This window comes from Kutzneria viridogrisea DSM 43870, assembly GCF_000525635.1.
Taxonomy (GTDB): Bacteria; Actinomycetota; Actinomycetes; order Mycobacteriales; family Pseudonocardiaceae; genus Kutzneria; species Kutzneria viridogrisea.
Window position 1 is genome coordinate 281,314 of the sequence record NZ_CP007155.1, and the last position, 24,170, is coordinate 305,483.

Annotated in this window: 21 protein-coding genes and 1 tRNA gene; 12 read left to right on the forward strand and 10 right to left on the reverse strand. The window is 69.1% G+C overall.

What is annotated here, in order from left to right; genetic code table 11:
• Positions 1–11 precede the first annotated feature (11 nt).
• From KALB_RS01435 to KALB_RS01450, 4 genes are all read right to left on the reverse strand, one after another.
• Positions 12–1,847: a S9 family peptidase gene (locus KALB_RS01435; RefSeq protein ID WP_025353941.1), complete on the reverse strand. Its 1,836-nt coding sequence runs from the start codon at positions 1,845–1,847 to the stop codon at positions 12–14.
• A gap of 31 nt (positions 1,848–1,878) precedes the next feature.
• The gene (locus KALB_RS01440) at positions 1,879–3,345 is read right to left on the reverse strand and encodes a hypothetical protein (RefSeq protein ID WP_148309317.1); all 1,467 of its coding nucleotides are present in this window, start codon (positions 3,343–3,345) and stop codon (positions 1,879–1,881) included.
• Positions 3,346–3,627: 282 nt separating this feature from the next.
• Positions 3,628–3,701, reverse strand: a tRNA-Pro gene (locus KALB_RS01445).
• A gap of 21 nt (positions 3,702–3,722) precedes the next feature.
• On the reverse strand, positions 3,723–4,685 hold the full coding sequence (locus KALB_RS01450) for a metallophosphoesterase (RefSeq protein WP_025353943.1): 963 nt from the start codon (positions 4,683–4,685) through the stop codon (positions 3,723–3,725).
• An 80-nt stretch (positions 4,686–4,765) separates the two neighbouring features.
• Here KALB_RS01450 and KALB_RS01455 point away from each other — a divergent pair, with 80 nt between their 5' ends.
• The 4 genes from KALB_RS01455 to KALB_RS01465 all read left to right on the forward strand — a co-directional run bounded on the left by KALB_RS01455 (position 4,766) and on the right by KALB_RS01465 (position 11,539).
• Positions 4,766–5,236, forward strand: a complete 471-nt coding sequence (locus tag KALB_RS01455) for a GatB/YqeY domain-containing protein (RefSeq protein WP_025353944.1) — start codon at positions 4,766–4,768, stop codon at positions 5,234–5,236.
• A gap of 595 nt (positions 5,237–5,831) precedes the next feature.
• Entirely contained in the window at positions 5,832–9,482 is a 3,651-nt protein-coding gene (locus KALB_RS01460; protein ID WP_158510699.1) for an SGNH/GDSL hydrolase family protein, read from the forward strand.
• 131 nt (positions 9,483–9,613) lie between these two features.
• Positions 9,614–9,946, forward strand: coding sequence for a hypothetical protein (locus KALB_RS46230; RefSeq protein WP_148309319.1), 333 nt, complete (start codon positions 9,614–9,616; stop codon positions 9,944–9,946).
• Positions 9,947–10,615: 669 nt separating this feature from the next.
• The gene (locus KALB_RS01465) at positions 10,616–11,539 is read left to right on the forward strand and encodes a transposase family protein (RefSeq protein WP_025353946.1); all 924 of its coding nucleotides are present in this window, start codon (positions 10,616–10,618) and stop codon (positions 11,537–11,539) included.
• A 139-nt stretch (positions 11,540–11,678) separates the two neighbouring features.
• On the opposite strand, the gene KALB_RS01470 is transcribed toward KALB_RS01465, so the two are convergent.
• The gene (locus KALB_RS01470) at positions 11,679–14,057 is read right to left on the reverse strand and encodes a penicillin-binding protein (protein ID WP_025353947.1); all 2,379 of its coding nucleotides are present in this window, start codon (positions 14,055–14,057) and stop codon (positions 11,679–11,681) included.
• A 256-nt stretch (positions 14,058–14,313) separates the two neighbouring features.
• Between KALB_RS01470 and KALB_RS01475 the strand changes: the two genes are divergently transcribed.
• A complete protein-coding gene (locus KALB_RS01475) occupies positions 14,314–14,616 on the forward strand; it encodes a WhiB family transcriptional regulator (protein WP_025353948.1) in 303 nt (100 codons plus the stop codon).
• A 101-nt stretch (positions 14,617–14,717) separates the two neighbouring features.
• On the opposite strand, the gene bagB is transcribed toward KALB_RS01475, so the two are convergent.
• Genes bagB through KALB_RS01490 form a run of 3 tightly spaced genes read right to left on the reverse strand, consistent with a single transcriptional unit; the run spans position 14,718 to position 17,155 of the window.
• A complete protein-coding gene (bagB, locus tag KALB_RS01480) occupies positions 14,718–15,842 on the reverse strand; it encodes an ATPase BagB (protein ID WP_025353949.1) in 1,125 nt (374 codons plus the stop codon).
• Positions 15,842–16,855, reverse strand: a complete 1,014-nt coding sequence (gene bagA, locus KALB_RS01485) for an ATPase BagA (RefSeq protein ID WP_025353950.1) — start codon at positions 16,853–16,855, stop codon at positions 15,842–15,844. The genes bagB and bagA overlap by 1 nt, the downstream gene beginning before the upstream one ends.
• A gap of 48 nt (positions 16,856–16,903) precedes the next feature.
• Complete coding sequence (locus tag KALB_RS01490) at positions 16,904–17,155, reverse strand: hypothetical protein (RefSeq protein WP_025353951.1); 252 nt, start codon at positions 17,153–17,155, stop codon at positions 16,904–16,906.
• Positions 17,156–17,211: 56 nt separating this feature from the next.
• On the opposite strand from KALB_RS01490, the gene KALB_RS46235 reads away from it, so the two are divergent.
• The 4 genes from KALB_RS46235 to KALB_RS01505 all read left to right on the forward strand — a co-directional run bounded on the left by KALB_RS46235 (position 17,212) and on the right by KALB_RS01505 (position 19,573).
• Positions 17,212–17,376, forward strand: a complete 165-nt coding sequence (locus tag KALB_RS46235; RefSeq protein ID WP_148309320.1) for a Sp36 family protein — start codon at positions 17,212–17,214, stop codon at positions 17,374–17,376.
• Positions 17,373–17,828 (forward strand): RidA family protein, encoded by a 456-nt coding sequence (locus KALB_RS01495; protein ID WP_025353952.1) that lies wholly within the window; start codon positions 17,373–17,375, stop codon positions 17,826–17,828. The genes KALB_RS46235 and KALB_RS01495 overlap by 4 nt, the downstream gene beginning before the upstream one ends.
• Before the next feature lie 94 nt (positions 17,829–17,922).
• Positions 17,923–18,519, forward strand: a complete 597-nt coding sequence (locus KALB_RS01500) for a hypothetical protein (protein WP_025353953.1) — start codon at positions 17,923–17,925, stop codon at positions 18,517–18,519.
• A gap of 13 nt (positions 18,520–18,532) precedes the next feature.
• Positions 18,533–19,573 carry a hypothetical protein gene (locus KALB_RS01505; RefSeq protein WP_025353954.1) on the forward strand — a complete coding sequence of 347 codons (1,041 nt, stop codon included), beginning with the start codon at positions 18,533–18,535 and terminating at the stop codon, positions 19,571–19,573.
• A 4-nt stretch (positions 19,574–19,577) separates the two neighbouring features.
• Here KALB_RS01505 and KALB_RS01510 read toward each other — a convergent pair whose 3' ends face one another.
• Positions 19,578–20,480, reverse strand: a complete 903-nt coding sequence (locus KALB_RS01510; protein WP_030109020.1) for a Gfo/Idh/MocA family protein — start codon at positions 20,478–20,480, stop codon at positions 19,578–19,580.
• 31 nt (positions 20,481–20,511) lie between these two features.
• Here KALB_RS01510 and KALB_RS01515 point away from each other — a divergent pair, with 31 nt between their 5' ends.
• The 3 genes from KALB_RS01515 to KALB_RS01525 are packed head-to-tail and all read left to right on the forward strand — an operon-like array spanning position 20,512 to position 22,735.
• Positions 20,512–21,375, forward strand: coding sequence for an NUDIX hydrolase (locus KALB_RS01515; RefSeq protein ID WP_411931183.1), 864 nt, complete (start codon positions 20,512–20,514; stop codon positions 21,373–21,375).
• Positions 21,372–22,154, forward strand: a complete 783-nt coding sequence (locus tag KALB_RS01520) for an MBL fold metallo-hydrolase (RefSeq protein WP_025353957.1) — start codon at positions 21,372–21,374, stop codon at positions 22,152–22,154. The genes KALB_RS01515 and KALB_RS01520 overlap by 4 nt, the downstream gene beginning before the upstream one ends.
• Positions 22,155–22,195: 41 nt before the next feature.
• Positions 22,196–22,735, forward strand: coding sequence for a GNAT family N-acetyltransferase (locus KALB_RS01525; RefSeq protein ID WP_025353958.1), 540 nt, complete (start codon positions 22,196–22,198; stop codon positions 22,733–22,735).
• On the opposite strand, the gene dnaN is transcribed toward KALB_RS01525, so the two are convergent.
• A complete protein-coding gene (gene dnaN, locus KALB_RS01530; protein WP_025353959.1) occupies positions 22,674–23,765 on the reverse strand; it encodes a DNA polymerase III subunit beta in 1,092 nt (363 codons plus the stop codon). The genes KALB_RS01525 and dnaN overlap by 62 nt on opposite strands.
• Positions 23,766–24,170: the final 405 nt, after the last annotated feature.

Here is a 24,170-nt window from a genome sequence, read left to right on the forward strand (position 1 = left end):
GTATTTCACACTCAGCCGAGCACCCGGCGTGTGAAGTCCACCTCGATCGCGGTCTGCTTGATGGTCTCGGCGACCACCAGGGAGCCGTGACCAGCCTCGTAGCGGTACACCTCGTACGGGGCACCGCGCTCGGCCAGCCGGTCCAGGTAGTTGTCGATCTGCCTGATCGGGCAGCGCGGGTCGTTCTCCCCGGCCAGCACGATCAGCGGTGCCCTGACCTGGTCCACGTAGGTCAGGGGTGAGCACTGCTCGTACAGCTCGGGCAGGTCCTGCGGGGAGCCGCCGAACAGCGCCCGGTCGAAGGCGCGCAGCGGTTCCATCTCGTCCTCGTAGGCGGCCACGTAGTCGGCGACCGGCACCCCGGCCACCCCGGCCGCCCAGCGCTCGGGCTGCACGCCCAGCGCGAGCAGGCTCAGGTAGCCGCCCCAGGAGGCCCCGTTGATCACGCATCGGGCCGGGTCGGCCAGTCCGCTGGCGACCGCCCAGTCCTGCACCGCCGCGATGTCCTCCAGCTCGGTCAGCCCGGGCCTGCCCTCGATGGCGTCGCGCCACACCGAGCCGTAGCCGGTGGAGCCGCGGTAGTTCACGTGCACCACGGCGAAACCGGCGTCCAGCCACACCGCGCGGTAGGCCGAGAACCGGTCCTCGTCGGCGGCGTGCGGGCCGCCGTGGATGGCGAACACCGTGGGCAGCGGGCCCTCCGGCGCGTCGGCGGGCCGGGCCACCAGCGCGTGCACCTCGCCGCCGGTGGTCGGCACGAAGGCGTCGGTCAGCGGCTCGGAGTGCGGGGCCTTCTCGCCTGGCGGCTCCAGCAGCACGCGGTCCGTGCCGTCGGTGAACAGCGCGCGCACCACCGAGGGGCGCGACGCGTTGGACCAGGAGTACTCCACGGTGCCGTCCGGCCGCGTGCCCGCCGAGCCGATCGTCCCGTTAGGAGTGTGCAAAGTGGACAGAGTGTGGGTGTCGAGGTCGTAGCGGTGCAAGGTGTTGCGCGACTGGTGGGTGTGCGCGATCAACAGCGCACGGCCGTCGGTGTACCAGTCGGCGGAGACCTCGCCGGGCAGGTCGATCACCAGCTCGGTCTCGGTGTCCGCGCGCACGTCCCAGATCAGCAGCTCCTCGCGGCCCCGGCGCTCGTGCGAGACCAGCAGCCGGGAGTCCCCGGCCACCGGGCAGAACGCGATGGCGTCCAGGCCCTTGCCCTCGCCGTCCCACTTCTCCGCGACGGTCTCCGCCCCGTCCACCGTGATCACGCGCAACGCGGGGTGCCGGGAGTCCCCGTGCTCGGAGTGCGAGATCGCCAGCAGGGTCTCGTCCCGGGACAGGGCCGACACCCCGCCGTCGTGCTCGCTGGTGTAGACCACCTCGGCCGGACCGCCCCGGGTGACCCATATCGTCGTGCCGTCGTCGGTGGACGCGCCCACGGCCGTCACCTTCAGGCCCAGTTGCAGCCCGGCCGGGTAACCGTCGTGCACGCCCGGCACCGCGGGCTGGGCGGTGGAGCCCGAAGGCAGGCCGCCGTAGGGCTCCACCACCCAGCTGCCGAACTCGTCCCCGTCGGTGTCGTTGAACCACCAGATCTGCTCGCCGTCCGGGCTCACCGTGGCGTGCGAGGTCCCGTTGGGCCGGTCGGTGACCTGGCGGTGCGTGTCGGTGGACCGGTCCCAGGCGTAGATCTCCCACACCCCGCTGGCGTTGGACACGTACAGGCAGCGGTCCGGCGCCTCCAGCGCCCAGTCGGGCAGCGACACCCGGTGTGCGGTGAACCTGGCGCGCCAGCGGCGCTCGGCCTCCGGGTCGTCGAAGAGCCGGTCGGGCACCTGCGCTGCGGGGTGTGTGGTCGTCACACGCTGATCCTGCCTGACGTCTGTACAGCCGTCACGCGCTTACGCAGGTTGTCGGCGCGCAGTCGTCCGGGTGGTTGCCCCTGATCGTGGAACCAGTGAGGTCCACGGTGTTGGACGCCGCCAGTTCCAGCCCGCCGCCGCTGGCCGCCGTGTTGCCGGTGACCTCGCTGTCCCGCAGGGTGTTCACGGTGTTGGTGGCCTGCGAGAGGTCGATGCCGCCACCCGGGCCGCCCGCCGTGTTGCCGCTGATCCGCAGCCCGTCGATGTGGAAGGCCGCGGTGGACCTGCGCGGGGACTGCTGTTCGATCGCCCCGCCGCCGTAGTGGCTGTGGTTGCCGGTGATCGAGCCGCCGGTGATCGTCAGGTCCCCGCTGCTCAGCACCGCCCCGCCGGAGTTGGTGTACTCCGCAGGGTCACCCTTGCCCGCCTCCCCGGTGGCGTTGCCGGTCAGCGCGCTGTCCCGCACGGCCAGTGTGGACCCCGGCATCAGGTTCAGCCCGCCCGCGAAGCCCCCGGCCGCCGCGATGCGCATGCCCGGCGTGCCCGCACCGGCGTCCCCGCCACGCCCGGCCGTGTTGCGGCACACCGTGCTGCGCTCGACCACGTTCGTCGAGTTGAAGCCCAGGCTCAGGCCGCCCCCGCTGCCCGCCACCCCGCCCCAGCCCGCTCCACCGCCCGCTGTGTCCCCGCCCTTGCCGCCAGCGCCCGCCGTGTTCTCGCACACGGAGCTGTCCCGCACGCTCACCGAGCCCTTGCCGAGCAGGCTGATGCCGCCGCCGTCCCCGCCGGAGGCCCCGTTGCCCCCGCCGTGGCTGGCGTCCGGACCCGGCCGTCCCGCGCCACCCGCGCCCGCCCTGTTGCCCGTCACCCGGCTGCCGGTCAGCGTCAACGTGGCCAGCTCCAGCCCGATGCCGCCACCCCTGCCGCCCGCCCCGGGCGCCGTCTGCCCCGTGCCGTCGGCGCCACCCGCGCCCGCCGCGTTGCCCGACACCGTGCTGTTGGTCATGGTCAGAGTGGTCCGCGCGCTGCTGAACACGCCGCCGCCCGACCCGCCGTTGCCGTAGCCGCCCGCGAGGCCGTCCCCGGCCCGGTTGCCGGTGACCACCACGTGGTCCAAGGTCAGCACCCCGTCGTTCAGGATGCCCCCGCCGCTGCCGCCCGGCTCCGCGAGACCCCCGCTGACCTCCAGGTCGGTGATGGTCGCCACGACCTGACCCACGTGCAGCACCCGGAACGCCGGCGCCTTGGCCACCCGGCTGATCGTCGCCCCGTTGCCGTTGATCGTCAGGTTCACCCCGATCACCGGCAACGCCTCGGTCAGCCGGTACGTGCAGTGCGGCGCCAGCGTGATGCTCGCCCCGCTGCTCGCCCCACCCAGTGCTCTCGCCAGGCCCTGCGCGTCGCACGGCACCGTGCTCCTCGTCGCCCCGGCCGGTACCGCCAGCCAGCCCGCCGTCACCACGACAGCCGCCAGCGCGCCAAGAACTCGGATAGTCATCAGCTCAACCCCCGTCGGATCCGGATTTCCCACCCGGAACTGCATCGACCGGTACCGCCCCATCGCGTGATCCGCCCTGCGCAGCAACTTCGTCCTGACGAACGGCTTCAACTGGTTTGCACTCGCCAGTAGTCGCCGACCGCGTGCATCACGGCGAGCAGCCTGCGGGCGTTGTCCGGGTCACCCTGCGCGAACAGGTCCGGCGGCGATTCCTCGCGGTGGGCGGGGACCTGCTCGGGACAACGAAAAAGCGGGCCAGCATGAGCTGACCCGCTTTTTCCGTCGGGGTGACAGGATTTGAACCTGCGACCTCTTCGTCCCGAACGAAGCGCGCTACCAAACTGCGCCACACCCCGGCTGGACGAACGAGGAGAAGTCTAGCCGATGTCCGCGCCAGCTCCGAATCGGGTCTCCCTAGCGCTGCCGGAACCCTTCTGACCTGCGGAGTTGCTGCGCGGCACCAGGGTGAGCAGGCTCGCCTCCGGCGGGCAGGCGAAGCGCACCGGGGTGTAGGGCGAGGTGCCCAGCCCGGCGGAGACGTGCAGCCAGGTGTGCGTGCCCCAGCGGGAGACCCCGCGGGCCCGGGCCCGGTCGAGTTCGCAGTTGGTGACGATCGCGCCGTAGCCGGGCAGCCGGAGCTGTCCGCCGTGCGTGTGCCCGGCCATCACCAGGTCGTAGCCGTCGGCCGCGAACAGGTCCAGCACGCGGGGCTCCGGGGAGTGGGTCAGCCCCAGCCGCAGGTTCGCGGTTGGGTCGGGCTGTCCGGCGATCTCCTCGTAGCGGTCCCGCTTGAGATGCGGGTCGTCCACCCCGGACACCACGATGGTCCGGCCCCCGACGGTGATCGACTCGCGCACGTGGGTCAGGTCCACCCAGCCGTGCTCCACGAAGGCGGCACGCAGGTCCCGCCAGGGCAGCGGCACGCCGTGGATGCGCTTCTTGCGCTTCTTCGGCATCAGGTAGCGGGCCGGGTTCTTCGGCTTGGGCGCGTAGTAGTCGTTGCTGCCGAACACGAACAGGCCGGGCAGCTCCAGCAGCGGGCCGAGCGCGCGCACCACGGCGGGCACGGCGAGCCGGTGCGCCAGGTTGTCCCCGGTGTTGACCACCAGGTCCGGCTGCAGCCGCGCGAGCTCCGCCACCCAGCGCTGCTTGGACCGCTGACCCGGCATCATGTGCAGGTCTGAGATGTGCAGCACGCGCAGTGGGGCCGAACCCTCGGCCAGCACCGGGACGGTGGCCTCGCGCAGTGTCCACCGTGTTCGCTCGATGAGCGAGGCGTAGCCGATCGTGGCCGCGCCCAGCGCAGCCGTTCCCAGGACCACCCGACCGAAGGTCTTCACACCCTCCAGGGTACGGGCGCGGCCGGTGGGGCGTTTACTCGATCGGGTCGGCGGCCGCCGAGGCGGTAGCGTCTTGCGCCATGGCGGAGTTGAAGGCACGACTGAGGGCTGACCTGACGGCGGCGATGAAGGCCAAGGAGGCCACCCGGCTGGCCACCCTGCGGATGGCGCTGGCCGCGCTGACCACCGAGGAGGTGGCGGGCAGCGTCGCGCGCGAGCTGTCCGACGACGAGGTGCTCAAGGTGCTCGCCCGCGAGGTCAAGAAGCGCAACGAGGCCGCCGAGGCGTTCGCCAACGCGGGCCGCAAGGAGCAGGCCGAGGCCGAGGTGGCCGAGGCGGAGGTGCTCAAGGAGTACCTGCCGACCCAGCTGGACGAAGCCGAGCTGGCCGCGCTGGTCGACCAGGCCGTCGCCGAGGTGCAGGCCGAGCTGGGCGACAAGCCCGGGCCCAAGCAGATGGGCCAGGTCATGAAGCTGGCCAACGCCAAGGTCGCGGGCCGGGCCGAGGGCGGCCGGGTGGCGGGTCTGGTGAAGTCGAAACTGATGAACTGAGGACCTGTCGCTTTTCTTCCGGCTTCGGCCGTGCGCGCTACTCTGCGTGTGCGGCCGATTTCGTATCGTTAACCCGAATGGCGGGTTGTTCGGGCACGTCCGCTGCACTTGACTGAGGTCGTTGGGACTTCGGATCCCGCTCGGACCATCGGGGGATGATCATGTTAGTTCTCGTGCGTCGTGTCGTTTCCGTTGCACAGTTCACTTATTGATCATTCGGGCTTCTTTCTGTTCTTGACTCGATCTCTATGCGGTGCCTCGCTGTGCTCGACGGATCCTCGGCCTAGTTCTTGCGTGCGGTATACGCAATCGGCCGAACTTCCTGCTGTGTCAACAGAAGCGGTGGTATCAAGGGGGAAACTTGCAGTTCAGTCGATATCTCATATCTGCAGTCGCCGTGAGTCTGCCGCTCGTGATGACTAGCGCGATCGCACACGCCGTTCCCATACTGCCGCCATCGAGCACGCAATCACCCGTTGTGTCCGACCAGCGTTCGACAATTCCGGCAGACCAAAGAGATCGGGTGTTGACCAACGGGTGGCAGTCCTCTCGGGACCGTGCTGTGACCACCCAGGGCGACGCGACTGGATTGCACGTGCTGGTGGCCGATGCCAAGGACGGCTACACCTGGCGCACTGCCGCCACTCTCGCTGAGCCTGGCACGGAGGTCGACCAGTGGATCGGACAGGCATGTCTCACTGGTTCAGGAAGACGGGCCGTAGTTGCCTACTCGCCGCGACAGGCAGTCAACCACGTCAATACCTTCGGCAGGGGTGCGCTTGCCGCGATTGTTGATCTCGATTCAGGTACGGTGATCAAACTTGCCGACACCGTCTCGCTCGCCTACTACAACCCGGGGTGCGGCTCTGGTGAGCAAGCTGTGTTCACGCAAGCAGAAACCGTAGCGGGCAAGTATGTGTCGCGGCTGCTGACAGTCGATACCGCAGCCGGGGCTGTGATGGACAAGGTGGAGGTCGTTGGACAGGTCACCTCTGCGGTGCCGACCAACTCAGGTCTGGTGGCAGCCAAGGGGAACAATTTGGTGGCGGTCGGCAAGAACGGTTCGCTCACGAACCTCGCGGTGGAGAAGGCGACTCCGTTCCGGCTTGGTGTCGACAGTGGTGGCGGCGTCGCCTTCGAGGTGCAGCACGACGGCAAGGCTGACCTGCACCGCATCATCGGGACGGTTGACCACGTGCTGGGGTCTGTACCCGAGAAGACAGTGCGGCTGCACTCAGGTGGTGGCCGTGTCTACGCGGTTGGTCCGAACGCGGGCCATGACTTGCGCTCGGACGCGTTGCCAGCAGGTTGGGCGACAGTGAACGCGCCAGCCGACTCCGAGATGTCAACTCAAGGGCAGCTTGCGGTTACCGCAACGACTAACCAGTATAATGCCGCAGGGAAGCCTTCTGGTGCACAGCCAGGTGTAGTCCTGCCGATCAGGATCAGGACCATTGCGACCGCCACTGGCGCGAAGCCTGAGTTCATCGCCACGCCCAATCCGAAGCACGTAGCACAAGGACTTGCGCCCTCGCCAGCTCTGCCTGGAGGGGTGGGCCGGAGCTTGGACCGTGCTGCTGGCGATCCTTCGCACGACACCACCGATCCGAACCGCAAGTGCGCTATCCCCAGGAACGACCCGAAGATCCAGTCCTTGCAGGAAACCCCTGACATGGCTGAGTGGGCAGCCGACCTCGCGGTGAAGGGAGCGTTGAACGTGCAACGCCCCGCTGGCTACAACGGGTCCAACCTCCCGGCCTACACGCCGCAAGGCATGTTCCCACCGCACCCGTTGACTGGCGGCGGTCAGGTCCCAGCTCAGGTCCTGCTTGGCATCATGGCTCAGGAATCGAACCTGTGGCAGGCCAGTCCCAAGGCCGTTGACGGCGAGAGCGGCAACTTCGAGCAGGGGGGTTTCTACGGGCGCGGAGTCGGCGTGGACCGCGTCGACTTCAACAACGCTGACTGCGGCTACGGTGCGACTCAGGTGACCACGGGGATGCAGGTGGGGCAGAACGTCTACAGCTACCAGCAGCAGGTCGCCCTGACGGTCGACTACGCGGCCAACGTGGCAGCAGGACTTGAGATCTTGCAGGACAAGTGGAACCAGATGAAGGCTCTGGGAGTCGTCGCGAACAACGCCGACCCGAGTGTGATCGAGAACTGGTGGTTCGCGCTGTGGGCCTACAACGGTGGTTGGCACGCTGCCAACGACCCGAACGACCCTTACAGCAAGCCTGACGCCTTTGGTCTCGGCTGGAGCAACAACGTCGTGAACGAGGACTTCACCCAGGACCGCGACGTGTTCGGTGAGAATACAACGCCTTGTGACGACAACGGGAAGGACCCCAAGGGCAACTGCATCGACGCCAAGCACCCGGGGAGTTGGTCCTACCCGGAGCGGATCATGGGGTGGGCCAGCCACTCGTTGACCCGCTACGACTGGCGGTCGGGGACCTACGCGCAGACCTTCGTCAAGGCCAACTTCCCCGCAGGGCTGCCGATTGTCCCCGCTGCGGGTACGTTCTGCACTGCGGACAACAACTGTGATATGAGCAAGATTCACATGCCGTCTCAGTACCCTGGTGACCCGGGAAGTCACTGTCAGCGCGACGACCTCGCCTGCTACTGGCACAGCGCGGTCTCCTGGCAGAACAAGGGTTTCGGTACCGAGAACGTCCGATTCCAGCCCGGTACCGCTGAACCCACTGCCTATCGGCTGTACAACGCCGACTGCTCCACGGCTGGTCTGCCGTCAGGCGCTCTCGTCATCGACGACGTCAGTGCTGACGTGCGGACGCAGTCGGGCTGCGCCAAGAATTTCACCAGCCAAGGCAGTCTGTCCTTCGCCTTCGCTTCCGATGCCTCGGGTCAGTACCCGTCGAAGATCGACTTCCATCAGCTGGACTCCGGTTTCGGCGGGCACATGTGGACCGCCCACACGTGGCGCAACAACAGTGACAACGCCAAACATGCGGTGACCGGGACTTGGACGCTGAACAGGCAGCTCAACTGGGCCAGGGTGCTCGTCTACATCCCAGATCACGGCGCGATGACCCCGCAGGCCTTCTACACGGTGCACGGCAGTGACAGTTCGTCGCCGGCTCGGTCGGTCGTCGAGGGCAACTACCTCGACGATAAGCGGAAGCCGGCACCTGGGCACTGGGAGTCGTTGGGGGCTTTCAACTTCAACGGCACCACCCCCAGCGTCTCATTGGACAACCTGAGCCACGCAATGCTGGGAACCAACTGGCCTGAGGGTGAGCTTGGTGTGGTCTGGGATGCAGTGGCATTCCAGCCACTACCTGGCAAGCCAGCCAACCAGGTCGTGGCCCTTGGTGACTCGTATGCCTCTGGCGAAGGGGCCAGCAACGATCCGGTCGACGGGGCCTGGGATTACTACCGCTCCAGTGACCATGATGGGCGTATGAGTTCTGACGGCGACGATCCACGATTCAGGGACGCCTGTCACCGTTCACGCTATTCGTGGTCTCGAGGCGCCACGCTGAAGGACAACCCTGCTACGTCAATTGGTCTTCGAGCTGATGAGTTCGACTCCTCACTCGATTACCATATGTCCGCGTGCAGTGGGGCTACCACGGGAACGATGCTGACCGCCGGTCAGTACAGCGAAGGATCGCAGTTAGACCAAGGTTACTTGGATCAGAATACCACCTTGGTGACGTTCTCTGTGGGCGGTAATGACGCGCGGTTCACCGATGTGATGACGAAATGTGTCTTTGATCTTGTTGAAGTGTGTCAGGATGGAAACCTTGAAGGTGACCCTCAGCCGATGAAGGTTTCCCTTCCTGATCGATTGAACAACGTAGTTGGGCCTGCCGTGGAAGGCCTCATAGAGGCTGTTAAAAATGCCGCTCCGCATGCGAAGATCCTTGTAATGGGGTATCCGCGACTGCTCGAGCGCTACGGCTCGTGCATCCCACTCATTGGCACCGCTGAGGCGCCCTGGCTCAATCAGATGGCGGACCTCATGAACGAGGTGATCTCGAAGGCTGCGTCGACTGCGCACTCCAGGGGGATTGATGTGGCATTCTCCGACCCGCGTGGCGCATTTGCGGGGAAGGCTGCGTGCGGTGATCCGGCCGAAATTCATGGGATAGTGGTGACGCTCACGCGTGGCGACGAAACAGGTGTTAAATCTGCCCAGACCCTGCATCCCACAGTGGGGGGCGCGGCGATCTACGCTGGAGTGGCAACTTCGACCCTGAGGCAGATGGGTATCTGATCATGAAGATGCGGGCAGTGCTCGTGTGTGTACTTGTGCTTGCGGTGACGAGCTGCGGGGACTGGGCTGAGTCAAGCGAATCGCGAGCACTGTCCGCAGCCGCCGCCGGTGTGCGAAAGTATGCGGGAGAGGTGCGGGACAAACTGCGTCAGGACCTGCAGAAGAAGCCGCTTGCCGATACGCTGAAGGAGATCGTTGGTGACGAAACGATTGCCTCCACGACGCTGCTGAATAGTGGTTCTGATTCTTCGTCCAGATTTTTTGCCGATTTTGCCATCGTGGGTAGCGGTGAGGCGGGTGGCGGTGGGGACTACAAGCAGGTCGCAGTGAGGCTCTGCGTCCATTATTCCGGAATGGTCGGTATTTCTGGCCAGATTGATATGGCTGATCTGAAGTGTCCTGAGGGCTTGCCGGCAACTGTGCGCGGCGTTGATGTGAAGAAGAACATCTCGCTTGCAAGCTAGCCCTGGCGGTGCCTTCGGTCGACGAGGTAAGGAACTGCGGCCCGTGAAGTAATGCGCCTTGTTTAGGTTTCGATTCTTTTGATAGGAGTAGTGTGTGGTACCTGCCGCAGTAGGGGCTTGCCTCTTCTGTTGAAATTCAGAGTTCCTGAGTGGTTGATAAGATAGGTGGAAGGTGATTCGCTGTGTCTACAGGATTTTCGAAATTGAGGCCGAGGCGGCGTTTGGCTGGCGTCTTTGCCACTGCCGCCCTGTCAATTTTTGCCCTGATGGGTACTGGCTCGCTGGCGTATGCAGGTCCCTACGCCGGTGACATACACTCGTGCAACTGGACGCCATCGGTCAAGTGGTGCACTCATGCGCTCGTTCCACCTGGGCTCGATGGGTTGGACACCTACACCAACCCGGGGACGAATTTTCCTGTCAAGTGTGCTTCCTGTGTCAAGAATGATGAGGAGATGTTACTCTACTGCTGGGCCCCAGGTGGAGACGTTCACGGTGACAGCTACTGGTTCACGACCGGAGTGCATGAGGACGGTAGTCGCGATTGGTTTCCCGACTACTACCTCGCCACTGGATCGCGAGACGAATGGGCTGGCCGCGGAGTTCCGTACTGCGGTGCCTAACGACCTCGTGCATGGTTGGGAGATGCCGTGCTGAGATGATCTTGGTGTGGGGCGTGTGGCGGTGGTGTCGAATCGTCGGGTAACGGGTCTGTCGGCCCAGGTGATCGTCGAGTTGGTGTCCGAGGTCGGCCCGGTGTGGCTGGCCCGGCAGGATTCGCGACGTGCGGCTCGGCCGCGGGTGCGCGCGGTGGGTGCTGGGGCGAGGTACCGGTTGGTGTTCATCGACCGTCTGCTGGCCACGCTGGTGCACCTTCGTCATGGTGTCACCCACGACGTGCTGGCCGCGTGGTTCGGGGTGGATCGGTCCACGATCACGCGGGCGATCAACGAGGTTCGTCCGATTTTGGCCGAGCGCGGGTGCCGGGTCGCAGATGGCCAGCGGCTGCGGACCTTGGCGGAGGTCGTCGACCACCTGGGCGCTACCGGTTCGGGCGCGATTCTGGATGCCACGGAGGTGCGGGTGCGGCGTCCGGCGGTGAACACGGTCGACCGTGACCGGTTCGTCTCGGGCAAGAGCAGGCGGAACGCCATCAAGACCATGATCGTCACCGACCTCGACGGCAGGGTGTTGTTCTGCGGCGCCACCGTGCCCGGCTCGGTCGCCGACATCACCCAAGCCCGCGACAGCGGGTTACCCGACCTGATGCTCGGCGCTCGCGGTGTCCAGATCCTGGCCGACGCCGGATATCAGGGCCTCGGTGCGCAGACCCGCGGTGCGATCGTGACACCGCCACACCGCAAGTTTCGCCGCAACCCGCCAGCCTGGTACGAGAAACATTATTCGGCGCAACGAAAAGCCCACTCTTCACAACGGATCCGCGTGGAGCACGGCATCGGCCACCTGAAGAACTGGCGATCGCTGGCCCGCCACCTTGTTCGCCGCGACACCTTCAACCACACCGTCCGAGCCGTCGCCGGACTCTTGTCCGACCATCAACACAGCGACCGCGCCCGCGTCGCGTCGCGGTGACCTGAGAGGGTCGTCCAGGTCACCGCTTGGCATCTCCCAACCATGCACGAGGTCGTTAGTGAGCTGACATCTCGCAGCGCGTGAAGAGCGGGCCGGAAGAAGACTTCCGGCCCGCTCGTTGTTCTGATGTGCCGGGGCGTCAGCCCCCCGGCTGAGCGCTGCTGGTGGTCGGTGGCGCCGGTGAGGTGGCGCCCGCAGCCTGCGGCATGAAGCCGGTGCTGACGTAGAGCGTGATGGGTGCGCTCTTGGACTCCAGCCCGGCGGGGGTCTGCCCGATCACGGTTCCCTTGGGCTGCGTGGAGTTCACCTCGGTGGAGTTGACGGCGGCGTACCCGGCCTGCTTGATGGTGTTGGTGCCGTCGTTGAGGTTCATGCCGACGACCCAGGGGATGATCGGCCCGTGGTCCCGCTTGTCCAGGTAGTCGGGATCCGGTGCGGGCAGGTTCTCGTTGGGCTTCCCGTTGAGGTACTGGGTGAAGGTGTCGAAGAACGGCGGCGCCGCCACGGTGCCACCGAACCCGTTGCAGCCGCCGCCCGACGTGGCGAGGCGGGGTGGTGTGGTCGCGCAGATGCCAGCGGGCTTGGAGCCGTCGGCGAACACCAGCGAGGACACCGCGTAGCCCGGCATCACCCCGAGGAAACCGACCGACCGGTTGCTCTCGTCAGTACCGGTCTTACCCGCGAGCGGCCTGGTCCAGTTGAACTTCTTCGCCGTGCCCGCGGTGGTGCCGCCGCCGGTGTCGTCCTTGCTCATCGCGGTGAGCATCGTGTTGGCGACGGGGCCGCTGACCGCCTGCTCGCAGGGCTGGCGCGGCACCTGCACCGACTTCCCGTTGTGGTCCAGCACTTCCTGGATCGGGTTGGGCGGGCACCACACGCCGCCGCTCATCAGCGTGGCGCCGAGGTTGGCCAGCTCCATCGGGCTCAGCGGGCTGTCGCCCAGGGTGAACGATGGCTTGTCCTGGAAGAACTGCGTCTGGGACTGCGTGGCTTCCTTGCCGCTCCCGTTGGGATCTGGGGTGACCCCGTACAGGTTGGTCTTCATCGACTCGCGCATGCCCAGCCGTGAGGCCATGGTCAGCACGTTGGACATACCGGTCTCCAACTGCAGGCCGACGAACGCCACGTTCGGCGAAGTGGCCAGGCCTTGCTGAAGGGAGATCGGGTTCGGGTAGCTGGTACCCAGGTTGTTCACCGAGTAGTCCGGTGCGTGCGAGTTCGGGTCCAGCTGGGGCACCGGGAACCGCGCCGAGGACGGGTTGCTCAGCGGCGTGTTGACCCCGGCCTTGCCGTGTTCCATAGCCGCGGTACTGGTGATCACCTTGTAGATCGAGCCCGCGCCGAACGGGTCGCTGACCGAGGCGGGCAGGTTGCTCAGGGTCTGCCCGTCGGCGGCCTTCACCCCGTAGTCCCGGTTGGCCACCAGCGCCAGCACCTTGTGGTCCTGCTGGCCCGGCTCGACCACCGCGAAGGTGTTGGCGATGCCGTTGGTGTTCTTCGGCACGTTCTTCTCGACCGAAGCCTTGGCGATCTTGGCCAGGTTCTGGTCCAGGGTGGTGTGGATGGTGTAGCCGCCGGTCTGCAGCTGGTCGGTGGAGAACCCGGCCTGCTTGAGGTAGGTCTGCACGTAGTCGCAGAAGAACCCGTTCTGCGGGTCGATGCCCACGCAGCCGGTGCCGGGCACCTGCGGGTCGGGCACCACGCCCAGATCAGTCTTCTTCTCCGCCTCGCCGGTGTCCTTGGGGATCTTGCCGGTGCTGACCATGGCGTCGATCACCTGGTCGCGGCGCTGCTTGGCCTTCACCGGGTGCTCCCACGGGTTGAAGCTCACCGGGTTGTTCACCACCCCGGCCAGCAGCGCGGCCTGCGGGATGGTCAGCTTGTCCGGGGTGGTGTTGAAGAACACCCTGGCCGCGGTGCCGACCCCGTCCACCTTGCCGGAGAAGGTCACCAGGTTGAGGTACCTGGCGAGGATCTCGTCCTTGGACAGCTTCTTCTCCAGTTGCAGGGCGACCCGCGCCTCCTTGAGCTTGCGGGCGATGGTCTGCGCCTGGGCCTGGTCCTGCGCGAGCTTGTCGTTCCGGCCGGCGACCAGCACCTGGTAGTTCTTCACGTACTGCTGGGTGAGTGTGGACGCGCCCTGGGTGCTGCCGCTGACCTGGTTGGTCAGCAGCGCGCGCAGGGTCCCGGTCCAGTCCACGCCCGCGTGCGCGTAGAAGCGGTGGTCCTCGATGGCGACGATGGCCGCCTTCATCACGTCGGAGATCTGGCTCGACGGCGTGTTCACCCGGTACTGCTGGTACAGGTAGGCGATCGGCTGGTTGTCCTTGTCGGTCACCACCGACACCAGCGGCGGGTCGGTGGTGACCAGGTCCGCCGAGGTGGCGTCGACCGTGTCACTGGCGCGGTTGGAGACCACACCCATCGCGCCCACCGCCGGGAACAGCATGCCCGCCACCAGCACACCGGCAAGCAAGCAGAGCCCGACCAGCTTCACCAAACCGTTGCCCACACGCACCCGCCCCACACTACGCGTGAGCGCGTGGTGGCCGGGTGAGAGCACTTCCGGGTGGCCAATCATGCGCGGAGAGCCACCACATCGGGTGATCGCAGCTCACATTAGGGTAACCCGGTGTTGGCATGGGAACCGGATGGCTCTACAGTCCGTCAACGTCTCACGAGAACAGCTGAACGGCAGTCCACACCCGTGGACAGCCTACGGCACCCAGTACCGGGGGGTACTGGTTTTGGGCGAGACGTAGGGGAGCGGGGGTATGGAGTTCCTTCAGGGGGATTGGCGGATCCGTGCGGCCTGTCGCGACGAGGATCCGGAGCAACTGTTCGTCCGAGGCGCTGAGCAGCGCAAAGCCAAGATCGTCTGCCTTGGCTGCCCGGTGCGTACTGAATGTCTGGCCGAAGCGCTGGACAACCGGATCGAGTTCGGTGTCTGGGGTGGAATGACGGAGCGTGAGCGTCGTGCTCTGCTGCGTCGCCGCCCCGACGTCGATTCGTGGCACGAGTTGCTGGACACGGCTCGACGCGAACACGCCGATCTGGACGAGTACCAGGTGAGTTGACCTGGCACCTGTTTGATCAAACACCCAGTTAGTGATCAACAATTGACCGGCCGCCCGGCGGTTTTCACGCGTTAATAGCGTGAAAACCGCCGACGGACCGGTTATTCCCCGGCCAGTCTGCGACCGATCTCACGCAGCCCGGCCAGGTCGTGCACGTCCTCGGCCAACGCGGGCACGCCCACCAGGGACACCGAGGGGTGCGCCTTGGTGAACCTGGCGAGCAGGCGCTTCTCCCTGGTCGCCACGGCCACCCGGTCCGCGTGCAGCCGCAGCACCGCGACGGCCAGCGGGTGCGCACCACCACTGCTGAGCTCCTCGGCGGCGGCCTGGGCCCGCGCGGCGGGCAGCTCGGCCAGCACCGGGTGCGTGCGGTTGAGCACCAGCCCGGCCAGCGGCATCGTCTCCTCGGCCAGCCGTTCCACGAAGTAGGACGCCTCGCGCAGCGCGTCCGGCTCGGGCGCGGCCACCACGAGGAAGGCCGTGCCGGGCGAGCGCAGCAGCTGGTACGTCTTCTGCGCGCGTTCCCGGAAGCCGCCGAACATGGAGTCGAAGGCCTGCACGAAGGCAGAGGCGTCGGCGAGCAGCTGCCCGCCGATGATCGTCGAGATGGCCTTGGTGAACAGGCCGAACCCGGCTCCGACGATCTTGAGCAGGCCGCGCCCCCCGGCCCGGGCCGGCGCCGAGAGCAGCCGGATGATGCGCCCGTCGAGCACCGTGGACAGCCGCTGCGGGGCGTCCAGGAAGTCCAGGGCCGAGCGGCTCGGCGGGGTGTCCACCACGATCAGGTCCCAGCTGCCCTCGGCGGCCAGCTGCCCCAGCTTCTCCATGGCCATGTACTCCTGCGTGCCGGAGAAGGAGGAGGAAATGGTCTGGTAGAAGGGGTTGGCCAGGATCTGCTCGGCCCGGTCCGGCCCGGCGTGCGCCAGCACCATGTCGTCGAAGGTGCGGCGCATGTCCAGCATCATCGCGTACAGCTCGCCCTTGGGGGCGAAGCCGCTGACCCGCACCTGCCTCGGGTGGTTGTCCAGCTCGCGCAGGCCCAGCGACTGGGCCAGCCGCCGCGCGGGGTCGATGGTCAGCACCACCGTGCGCCTGCCCCGCTCGGCGGCGCGTGCGGCCAGCGCCGCGGCCGTGGTCGTCTTGCCCACCCCGCCGGAGCCGCAGCAGACCACCACCTTGGTGGCCTGGTCGTCGATCAGCGCGTCCACGTCGAGCCGGTGCACCATCACCGCACCCCCTGGGCGACCAGCTTCTCGGCCAGCTCGTACAGCGCGGCCAGGTCCACCCCGTCCACCAGCTCGGGCAGCCGCACCGCGGGCAGGTCCGACTCGGTCAGCTCGGCGCTGGCCCGCTGCTCGGCACGCACCCGCACGGCGTGGTCCACGGTCTCGTCGACCAGGCCCTCCAGCTCGTCCACGGCCAGGTCCAGTCCGGCCGCCAGCAGCCCGGCGCGCACCTGGTCCTCGTCCACCTCGCCGACCGCCGCCGCGTCCACCGCCGCCGCGTCCAGCCGGGGCGGGCGCACCCGGTTCACGAACACCGCTCCGGGGCGCAGGTCGGCGCCGTCCAGCTCGACCAGCGCGTCCATGGTCTCCCGCACCGGCATCTCCTCCAGCAGGGTCACCAGGTGCACCGCCGTGTCCCCGGAGTGCAGCAGCCGCACCACGCCCTCGCTCTGCCCGCGGATCGGACCGACCTTGGCCACGTCGGTCACGGCCTTGGTGACGTCCAGGAACTTCACCACCCGGCCGGTCGGCGGCGCGTCCAGCACCACCGCGTCGTACAGGTGCCTGCCGGAGCTGTCGGTGCGGCCGACGCACTCCTTGACCTTGCCGGTCTGCAGCACGTCGCGCAGGCCCGGTGCCAGGGTGGTGACGAACTCCACGGCGCCCATGCGCTTGAGCGTGCGGCCCGCGAAGCCCAGGTTGTAGAACATCGCCAGGTACTCCAGCAGCGCCGCCTCGGCGTCCACCGCCAGCGCGCGCACCTCGCCGCCGCCAGGCGCGGAGGCGATCCGCTCCTCGCTGTAGGGCAGCGGGGCGCGGTCGAACAACTGCGCGATGCCCTGCCGCTCCTCGACCTCCACCAGCAGCACCCGGCGCCCGCCGGTGGCCAGCGCCAGCGCGAGCGCCGCCGCCACCGTGGTCTTGCCGGTGCCGCCCTTGCCGGTGACCACGTGCAGCCGGGCGCGCGCCAGCTCGTCCGTCCATCCGACAGCGCTGTCCACAGGGGTGGTCACCTGCTCAGACTATGCGCGGGCCTGCGCCGCCGCCCTGGTGTGTGGGCACTAGCTCACGTGGTGCAGCAGCACGATGATGATCGCGATCGCGACGACCAGCCCCCAGGCGATGGTCGCTGGCAGCACGGTCGCGGTGAGCAGGCACAGGAAGGCGAAGATCCCCAGGGAGATCAGTGAGACCCGGATCACGTCCCAGTGCGTGGAGCCCCTGCGGTCCCGGGTCTGCGCCATGAACACCAGTGTCATGACGATGCCGCCCAGGCCGAGCAGGCAGGTCGCGATGATCCTCCAGGTATCCACGTGATCGAAAATAGCGTGCCGGAGGGCCCGGCAGGCTCCGCCGTTAGGCTTCCCGCATGACCACGAAGTGGGAATACGCAACCGTCCCGCTGCTGATCCACGCGACCAAGCAGATCCTCGACCAGTGGGGCGAGGACGGCTGGGAGCTGGTGACGGTGCTGGCGAACCCGACCGGCGAGCAGCACGTCGCCTACCTCAAGCGGGTTAAGGGGGAAGTGTGAGCTGGAGCGCCAAGCTCGCTGAACTGGGCATCGAGCTGCCCGCGGTGGCCGCCCCGGTGGCCGCCTACGTGCCCGCCGTGCGCACCGGCTCGCTGGTGTACACCTCGGGCCAGCTGCCCTTCGTGTCCGGCGCGCTGGCCGCGACCGGCAAGGTCGGCGGCGAGATCGGCGCCGACGAGGCCAAGCAGCACGCCCGCACCTGCGCGCTCAACGCGCTGGCCGCCGTGCACGCCCTGGTCGGCATCGATTCCGTGGTGCGGGTCGTGAAGGTCGTCGGCTTCGTGGCCTCCGCCGAGGGCTTCACCGGCCAGCCCGCGGTGGTCAACGGGGCCTCCGAGCTGTTCGGCGAGGTCTTCGGGGACGCGGGGGTGCACGCCCGCTCCGCCGTCGGGGTCGCCGAGCTGCCGCTGGGCGCCCCGGTCGAGGTCGAGCTGATCGTCGAAGTGGCCTGATACTCATCGCCCGTTCGGGTGGCGCGAAGGTGGTCCTTCCTGGTCTCCTAGACCGCGAAGTACCACCTTCGTCGCTTGAAGGGGCGGTGTTGGCGTGCAGGACGACGCCGAGCTGAACGCACACGAGCTGCTGCTCAGACTGGCCGGTCGGCTCTCCGACGACCAGCTCTGGCGGTTCCGCGACTGGCTGGCCAGCGGGGCGCTGCCCGTGCTGTGCCGGGTGCTGCCCCGTGCCCTGCTGCACGACCGGATCGGGCTCACCGTGCAGGAACACGGCCAGTTGCGCGCGATCGGCGCGGCGCCGGGCCTGGCCAGTTCCGTGCTGGGGCTGGACGAGGTGCCCGCACACCGGTACACCTTCTCCTCGGAGTCGCCGGACCAAGCGGTCACCGGGGACTCCGTCGGCGTGGTGCTGGGGGCTACTCTGCGCAACCGCGTGGGCGTCGGTGACGTGCGGTGCAGTTGGCGGCACGCGGTCGGCGAGCCGAGCAGGCGGGTGGTGCTGGCCAGCGCCACGGCCGACCACCACCGGCTGACCGGTGAGGTGCAGCGCATGCTGCGGGCACTCGGCGAGCACGACCCGTGCGTCGAGGTGCTGCCGCAGGGCTTCGATCTGACGCCTTACCACCTGGCCGCGCTCGACGTGTCGGACCTGCTGTGCACCGGTGCGGCCGACCTCGTCCACAGCTGAAAGGAGACCCGGCATGGCGGAGCTCGCCTCGGGTGAGGGCCTGGCCGACCGGCTGCACGACTTCCTGCTGCGGATGGCCGGTCGGGTGGACGACGACGCGCTGACCTCGGCGCGGGAACTGGTCGCCATCGCCGAGCTGGACCGGGCCGCCGAACTGTTGATCGGCTGCCTGATCGCGGGCGGTGTGCCGGTGAACCCCGAAGAGCACAAGTACCTGCGCGGACTGCTGGAGGAGACCCGGTCCGAGCCCGCGCTCGCCGACCGGCTCAAGGTCCGCGACACCTGGTACACCCAGCCGCACCGGTTCAGCAGTGAGCCCGACCCCGCGGCGGGTGTGGCCGAGGCCCTGCGCCCGGTCACCGGCTTCCTGCTGGGCCTGCGGTCCGTGCAGTGCGTGTGGCGGATCACCCCGGCGGGCGCCACGCCCGGAGCGGTGCCGCAGCGGGTGGTGGTGGTCGAGATCGGGCCGGAGGGCTACGCCCCGGCCACGGCGTACCGGATCGGTCAGGCCCTGGACTCCGCCGGGCTGCGCGCGGTGGTCGAGGTGCTGCGGCCGGGTGTCGAGGCCTCCGACTACCACGTCACGGCGGCGACCGTGGCCAACCCGGTGAACCTGGACGGGCCGTTATCCACCAGCGCGGACACCGCGACCAGCCGGTCCGCGCACCAGTCCGCCCCGGCGGGCACGACCCCGGCGGTGGCCAGGTCCGCGCCGATCGACCTCGTGCCCGAACCCGAGCCGCTCGCGCCCGTCGAGCACGCGCTGGAACTGGCCGAGCCGGAACCCGAGCCCGAACCGCCCGTCGCCGAGACCGTGGTGCTGGAGCGGCCCGCCGACCCGACCCGCCCGCCGGTGATCGACCCGCCCGCTGGCCCCGCGGCACTGGGGCTGATCGACTACCAGCCGGTGGCCGAGGACAAGCTCAGCGACGTGGAGCGGGACCTGCTGCGCCAGCTCCACGAGGAGCTGGCACAGCGCGAGCAGAAGCCCAAGCAGGGTGGGGACTGGTCCAACGACATCCCGCAGGCCCGCAGCGGACCGGGCGGCAACTGACCGGCTAGGACTGCCCGATCTTGCGCAGGGCCTGGTCCAGCACCAGTTGCAGGTGCAGGCCGCGCTGGGCGTCGCAGGCGTGCTCGCGGACCCCGCTGTGCACCATGGCGACGAAGTCGTCGAGCAGCGCCGTGTAGCACTCCTGGGCCGGTGTGTTCTTGCCGCCCAGCGCGCGGTGCCCGTGCTCGCCGTACACGGTGAACTCGACCACCGTGGGCCGCATCGGCAGCCGCAGCGACAGCGAGGCGGTGCTGGTGGCACCGGTCTCGTGGGCCAGCAGCAGGTGCCACAGGTCGCTGCCGCCGTGGTGCGCGCCGATCACCTCGGTGATCCGGCCCAGCGCGCTGTCGAGCAGGTCCAGCGCGTGCGGCCCGATGTCGGCCAGCGCGCCCTGCTCGTGCCGCCAGGACGACCCCGAGTAGGGACCGCCCAGCAGCGCCCCGGACAGCCACTTCGCGGAGCCACCCGCCCAGCCGCCCAGGCGGTCCAGTTCGGCGAGCCAGTCGGTGGTCTCCGGCGCGAAGTGCAGGGTCAGCATCACCAGTGCGGCCACCCCGGCCTCGCCCACCGCTTCGGCGACCCGGCGGGCCTGGTCGACATCACCGCCCAGGGGCTTCTCCAGCAGCAGGTGCTTGCCCGCCCTGGCCGCCTGCACCGCGTACTGGGCCTGCACCGAGGGCGGCACGGCGAAGGCCACCGCGTCCACCTCGTCCAGCAGCGCCTCCGGGCTGGCGGCCACCGCGACCCCGTGCTGGTCGGCCAGCTCCTTGGCGGCCTCGGGCCTGCGGGCCCACACCGAGGTCAGCAGGGTTCCGGGGTGGTCGGTCAGGCCTGGCGCGTGCACGGCGTGCGCCCAGGGTCCGGCGCCGATCAGTCCCACTCGCAGTTGTCGCTCCACGGCGGACATCCTGCCCCCTTAGGCTCAACGGGTGCCCGACCTGCCTGAGGAACTGACCCTGCCCGCCGGTCTCCTGCCCGACCCGCTGCCGGACCCGCCAGCCGTGCCCCGCGACGCGGCCACGGTCGCGCTGGTCCGCGAGGGGGCCTCCGGCATGGAGGTCTTCCTGATGCGCCGCGTGGTCGGCATGGCCTTCGCCGGTGGCATGACCGTGTTCCCCGGCGGCGGGGTGGACCGCAGGGACGCCGACACCTCGGTGGGCTGGGTCGGTCCCGAGCCCGCCTGGTGGGGCGCCCGCTTCGGCTGCGACCCGGACATGGCCCGCGCCCTGGTGTGCGCCGCCGTGCGCGAGACCTTCGAGGAGTCCGGCGTGCTGCTCGCCGGGCCGGACGCCGACTCGGTGGTCGCGGACACCAGCCGCTACGTGGACGTGCGGCAGGCGCTGGTGGACCGCGAGGTGTCCCTGGCCCAGTTCCTGTCCGAGGCCAGGCTGGTGCTGCGCGCCGACCTGCTGCGGCCCTGGGCCAACTGGGTCACCCCGGAGGTGGAGCCCAAGCGCTTCGACGCCCGGTTCTTCCTCGCGGTGCTGCCCGAGGGGCAGCAGGCGGACGGGCACACCAGTGAGGCCGATCACGCGCACTGGCAGCGGCCCGCCGAGGCGCTGGAGGATTGGAAGGCCGGGCGCTGCGGACTGCTGCCACCGACCTGGATGACCCTGGCCGAGTTGGTGGAGTGCGGCGGCGTCGCGGCGGCGATGAGCGCGGAACGGACCACCGACAAGATCATCCCGAAGGTGATCCGGCGCGGCGGCGCGTTGCACGCGGTGCTGCCCGGCGACCCCGACTACGACCGCGCTCCCTCGCACCTGGACGCCCGTCCCGACGACCGCGTGGAGCACCCGTGACAGCCGAGCACCCCGCCTATGGCGTGCTGCGCCCGGTGACCAGCACCGCCTCGGTGCTGCTCGCCGACAACCCCGGTGAGATGACCCTCGACGGCACCAACACCTGGGTGCTGCGGGCACCGGGCGCCACCGGCTGCGTCGTGGTCGACCCGGGCCCGGAGGACGAGCAGCACCTGCGCAGGGTGGCGGCGTGCGGGCCGGTGGAGAAGATCGTGCTGACCCACGGGCACCCCGACCACGCCGGCGGCGTGCGCCAGTTCGCCGCCCTGGTGGACGCGCCCGTGCTGGCGCTGGACCCCGAGCTGCGGCTGGGCAGCGAGGGGCTCGCCGACGGCGACGTGATCACCGCTGCCGGGCTGGAGATCCGCGTGCTCACCACGCCGGGGCACACCGAGGACTCGCTGTGCCTGCGCATCGAGCAGGACGAGCCGCCCTCGGTGCTCACCGGGGACACGATCCTCGGCCGGGGCACCACCGTGGTCTCCACGCTCGGCGACTACCTCCGCTCCCTGCGCAGGCTCGCCGAGCTGCCGCCAGGCACCACGGTGCTACCCGGTCACGGCCCCGAACTGCCCGACGCGGGCGAGATCGCGCGCGGCTACCTCGCGCACCGCGAGCAGCGCCTGGACCAGGTCCGGGCCGCACTGGCCCAGCTCGGCGCCGAGGCCACCGCCCGCCAGGTGGTGGAGGTGGTCTACGCGGACGTGGACCAGTCCCTGTGGTGGGCGGCCGAGTGGTCGGTCCGCTCCCAGCTGGACTACCTGCGCACCGGCCGATAACCGCTCGCCCACGGCACACCGGGCGGGCACCATGCCAGGGCATGGACCCGCTCAGCCTGAGCCGACCCACCGCCGAGCAGTGGCGCACCTGGCGCGAGCTGCGGCTCGCCGCGCTCGCGGACGCCCCGCGCGCGTTCGGCGCCGCACTGGCCGTCGAGTCGGCGTACGACGAGCGGCAGTGGCGCGAGCGGCTGCGGCCCGATCGCGGTGTGCCGATCATCGCCTGGCTCGGCGCTGACCCGGTGGGCATCATCGGCTGCTACCGGCCCCAGCCCGAGGCGGTGGAGCTGGTGAGCATGTGGGTCGCCCCGCGAGCGCGTGGCCGCGGCGTCGGCGACCGGCTGATCGCCGAGGTCCTGTCCTGGGCCGGGCCGCTGCCGGTCGGCCTGTGGGTGGTGTCGGACAACCTGCCCGCTCGTGGTCTCTACGAGCGCAACGGGTTCCGGGCCACCGGTCAGACCCAGCCGTACCGCGACGAGCCGGGCACCACGGAGCTGCGTTTCATCCGGTCCAGCGGCATCACCTCGCCTGCGGCCGGATCGGCACGACCAGGTACCGCAGCCGATCGTCCAGCGAGCTGAACAGCGTGCCGCGCAGGCCGCTGGGCACCCCGATGCGTACCCGGTCACCCGCGAACGCCTTGAGCGCGTCGGACAGGTACCGCACCTGGTAGGCGGGGGTCATCCGGCCGCCGGTGACCTCCGCCTTGACCCGCTCCTCCGCCTCACCGGCCTGCGGATCAGCCCCGTGCACCCGGATCTCGCCCTCACCGATGTCCAGTTGCACCACCTGGCGGCCCTCCGTGTAGAGCCCGACCCGGCGCACGGCACCCGCGAGCGCGTCGGCTTCCAGCTCCACCGTGGTCTCCACGGCGGAGGGGATCACCTTGGCCTCGTCGGGCAGGGTGCTGGCCAGCAGAGAGGTGGTGATCGCCGAGTCCTGCCACACCAGGCCCGCGCGGTCGGAGTCCACGTGCAGGCTCACCCGATCCGCGCCCGCCGCCTGCTTGGCGGCCTCCACCAGCACCGCTGCGGGCACCATGGCGTCCACCTCCGCCTCGGCCGCCCACGGCAGCTCGGCCACGGCCATGCGGTACCGGTCGGTGGCCACCATGCCGAGCACGCCACCGGGCAGGTTGCGCAGCCGCACGCCGGTGAGCATCGGCAGCGCGTCGTCCCTGCTGGCCACCGAGGCCACGGTCGCCAGCAGGCGGGCGAACTCCCGGCCCGGCACCTCGCCGACCCTGGCCGGGGGCTCGGCCACCCCGGGGTGCAGGTCGACCTCCAGTAACGGCAGGGCGAACCGCGCGCCCGGCACGCGGATGGCCAGCCGCGAGCCCTCCACGACCAGCCTGACCTGCTCCGAGTCCAGCGCGCGCAGGGTCTCCGCCAGCGGCTTGGCGGGCACCAGCACCTGGCCGTCGGTGTGCGTGACGGCCGGGCAGCGCAGCCGCACCCCGCGCTCGCGATCGGTCCCGGTGAGCAGCAGCCCGCCCCGGTCGGCGGTGATCAGCACCCCGGCCAGCACGGGGTCGTACACCTTGGCGGGCAGCAGGCGCACCAGGTCGGAGGCGGTACCGGCCAGCTGGGCCGTGGTCGCGGTGAGGTCCATGGTTCGGACGGTAGCCATCACCCCCGACAAGTTCCGGTGGGCGATTCCCGAAGCTGTGCCCGCTGCGCTCTTGGCGCTCCTCCGGAGCGCGGCGTCTTCGCTGAGGTCCGGTCTCTTCCCTTGTCTCAGGATGATCACTGGACAGATGTGATCATCCTGAGCCCGCGGTCCAGAGACCGGCGCGAAGACGCGGTCGGGGGCGGGCGGGAGTCGGCAACGGGCAAGGGGAAGCGGGACTCGCGCGCCGGAGAGCGGGACTCGGCTGCGGCTGGGCGGGACTCGGGCGCTGGAGAGCGGGACTCGCGTGCAGCAGAACGGGACTCGCGCGCGGGAGAGCGGGACTCGCGCGCGGGAGAGCGGGACTCGCGGGTTGGGGGTTCACGACGTGTGGAGTTCACCGGTTGG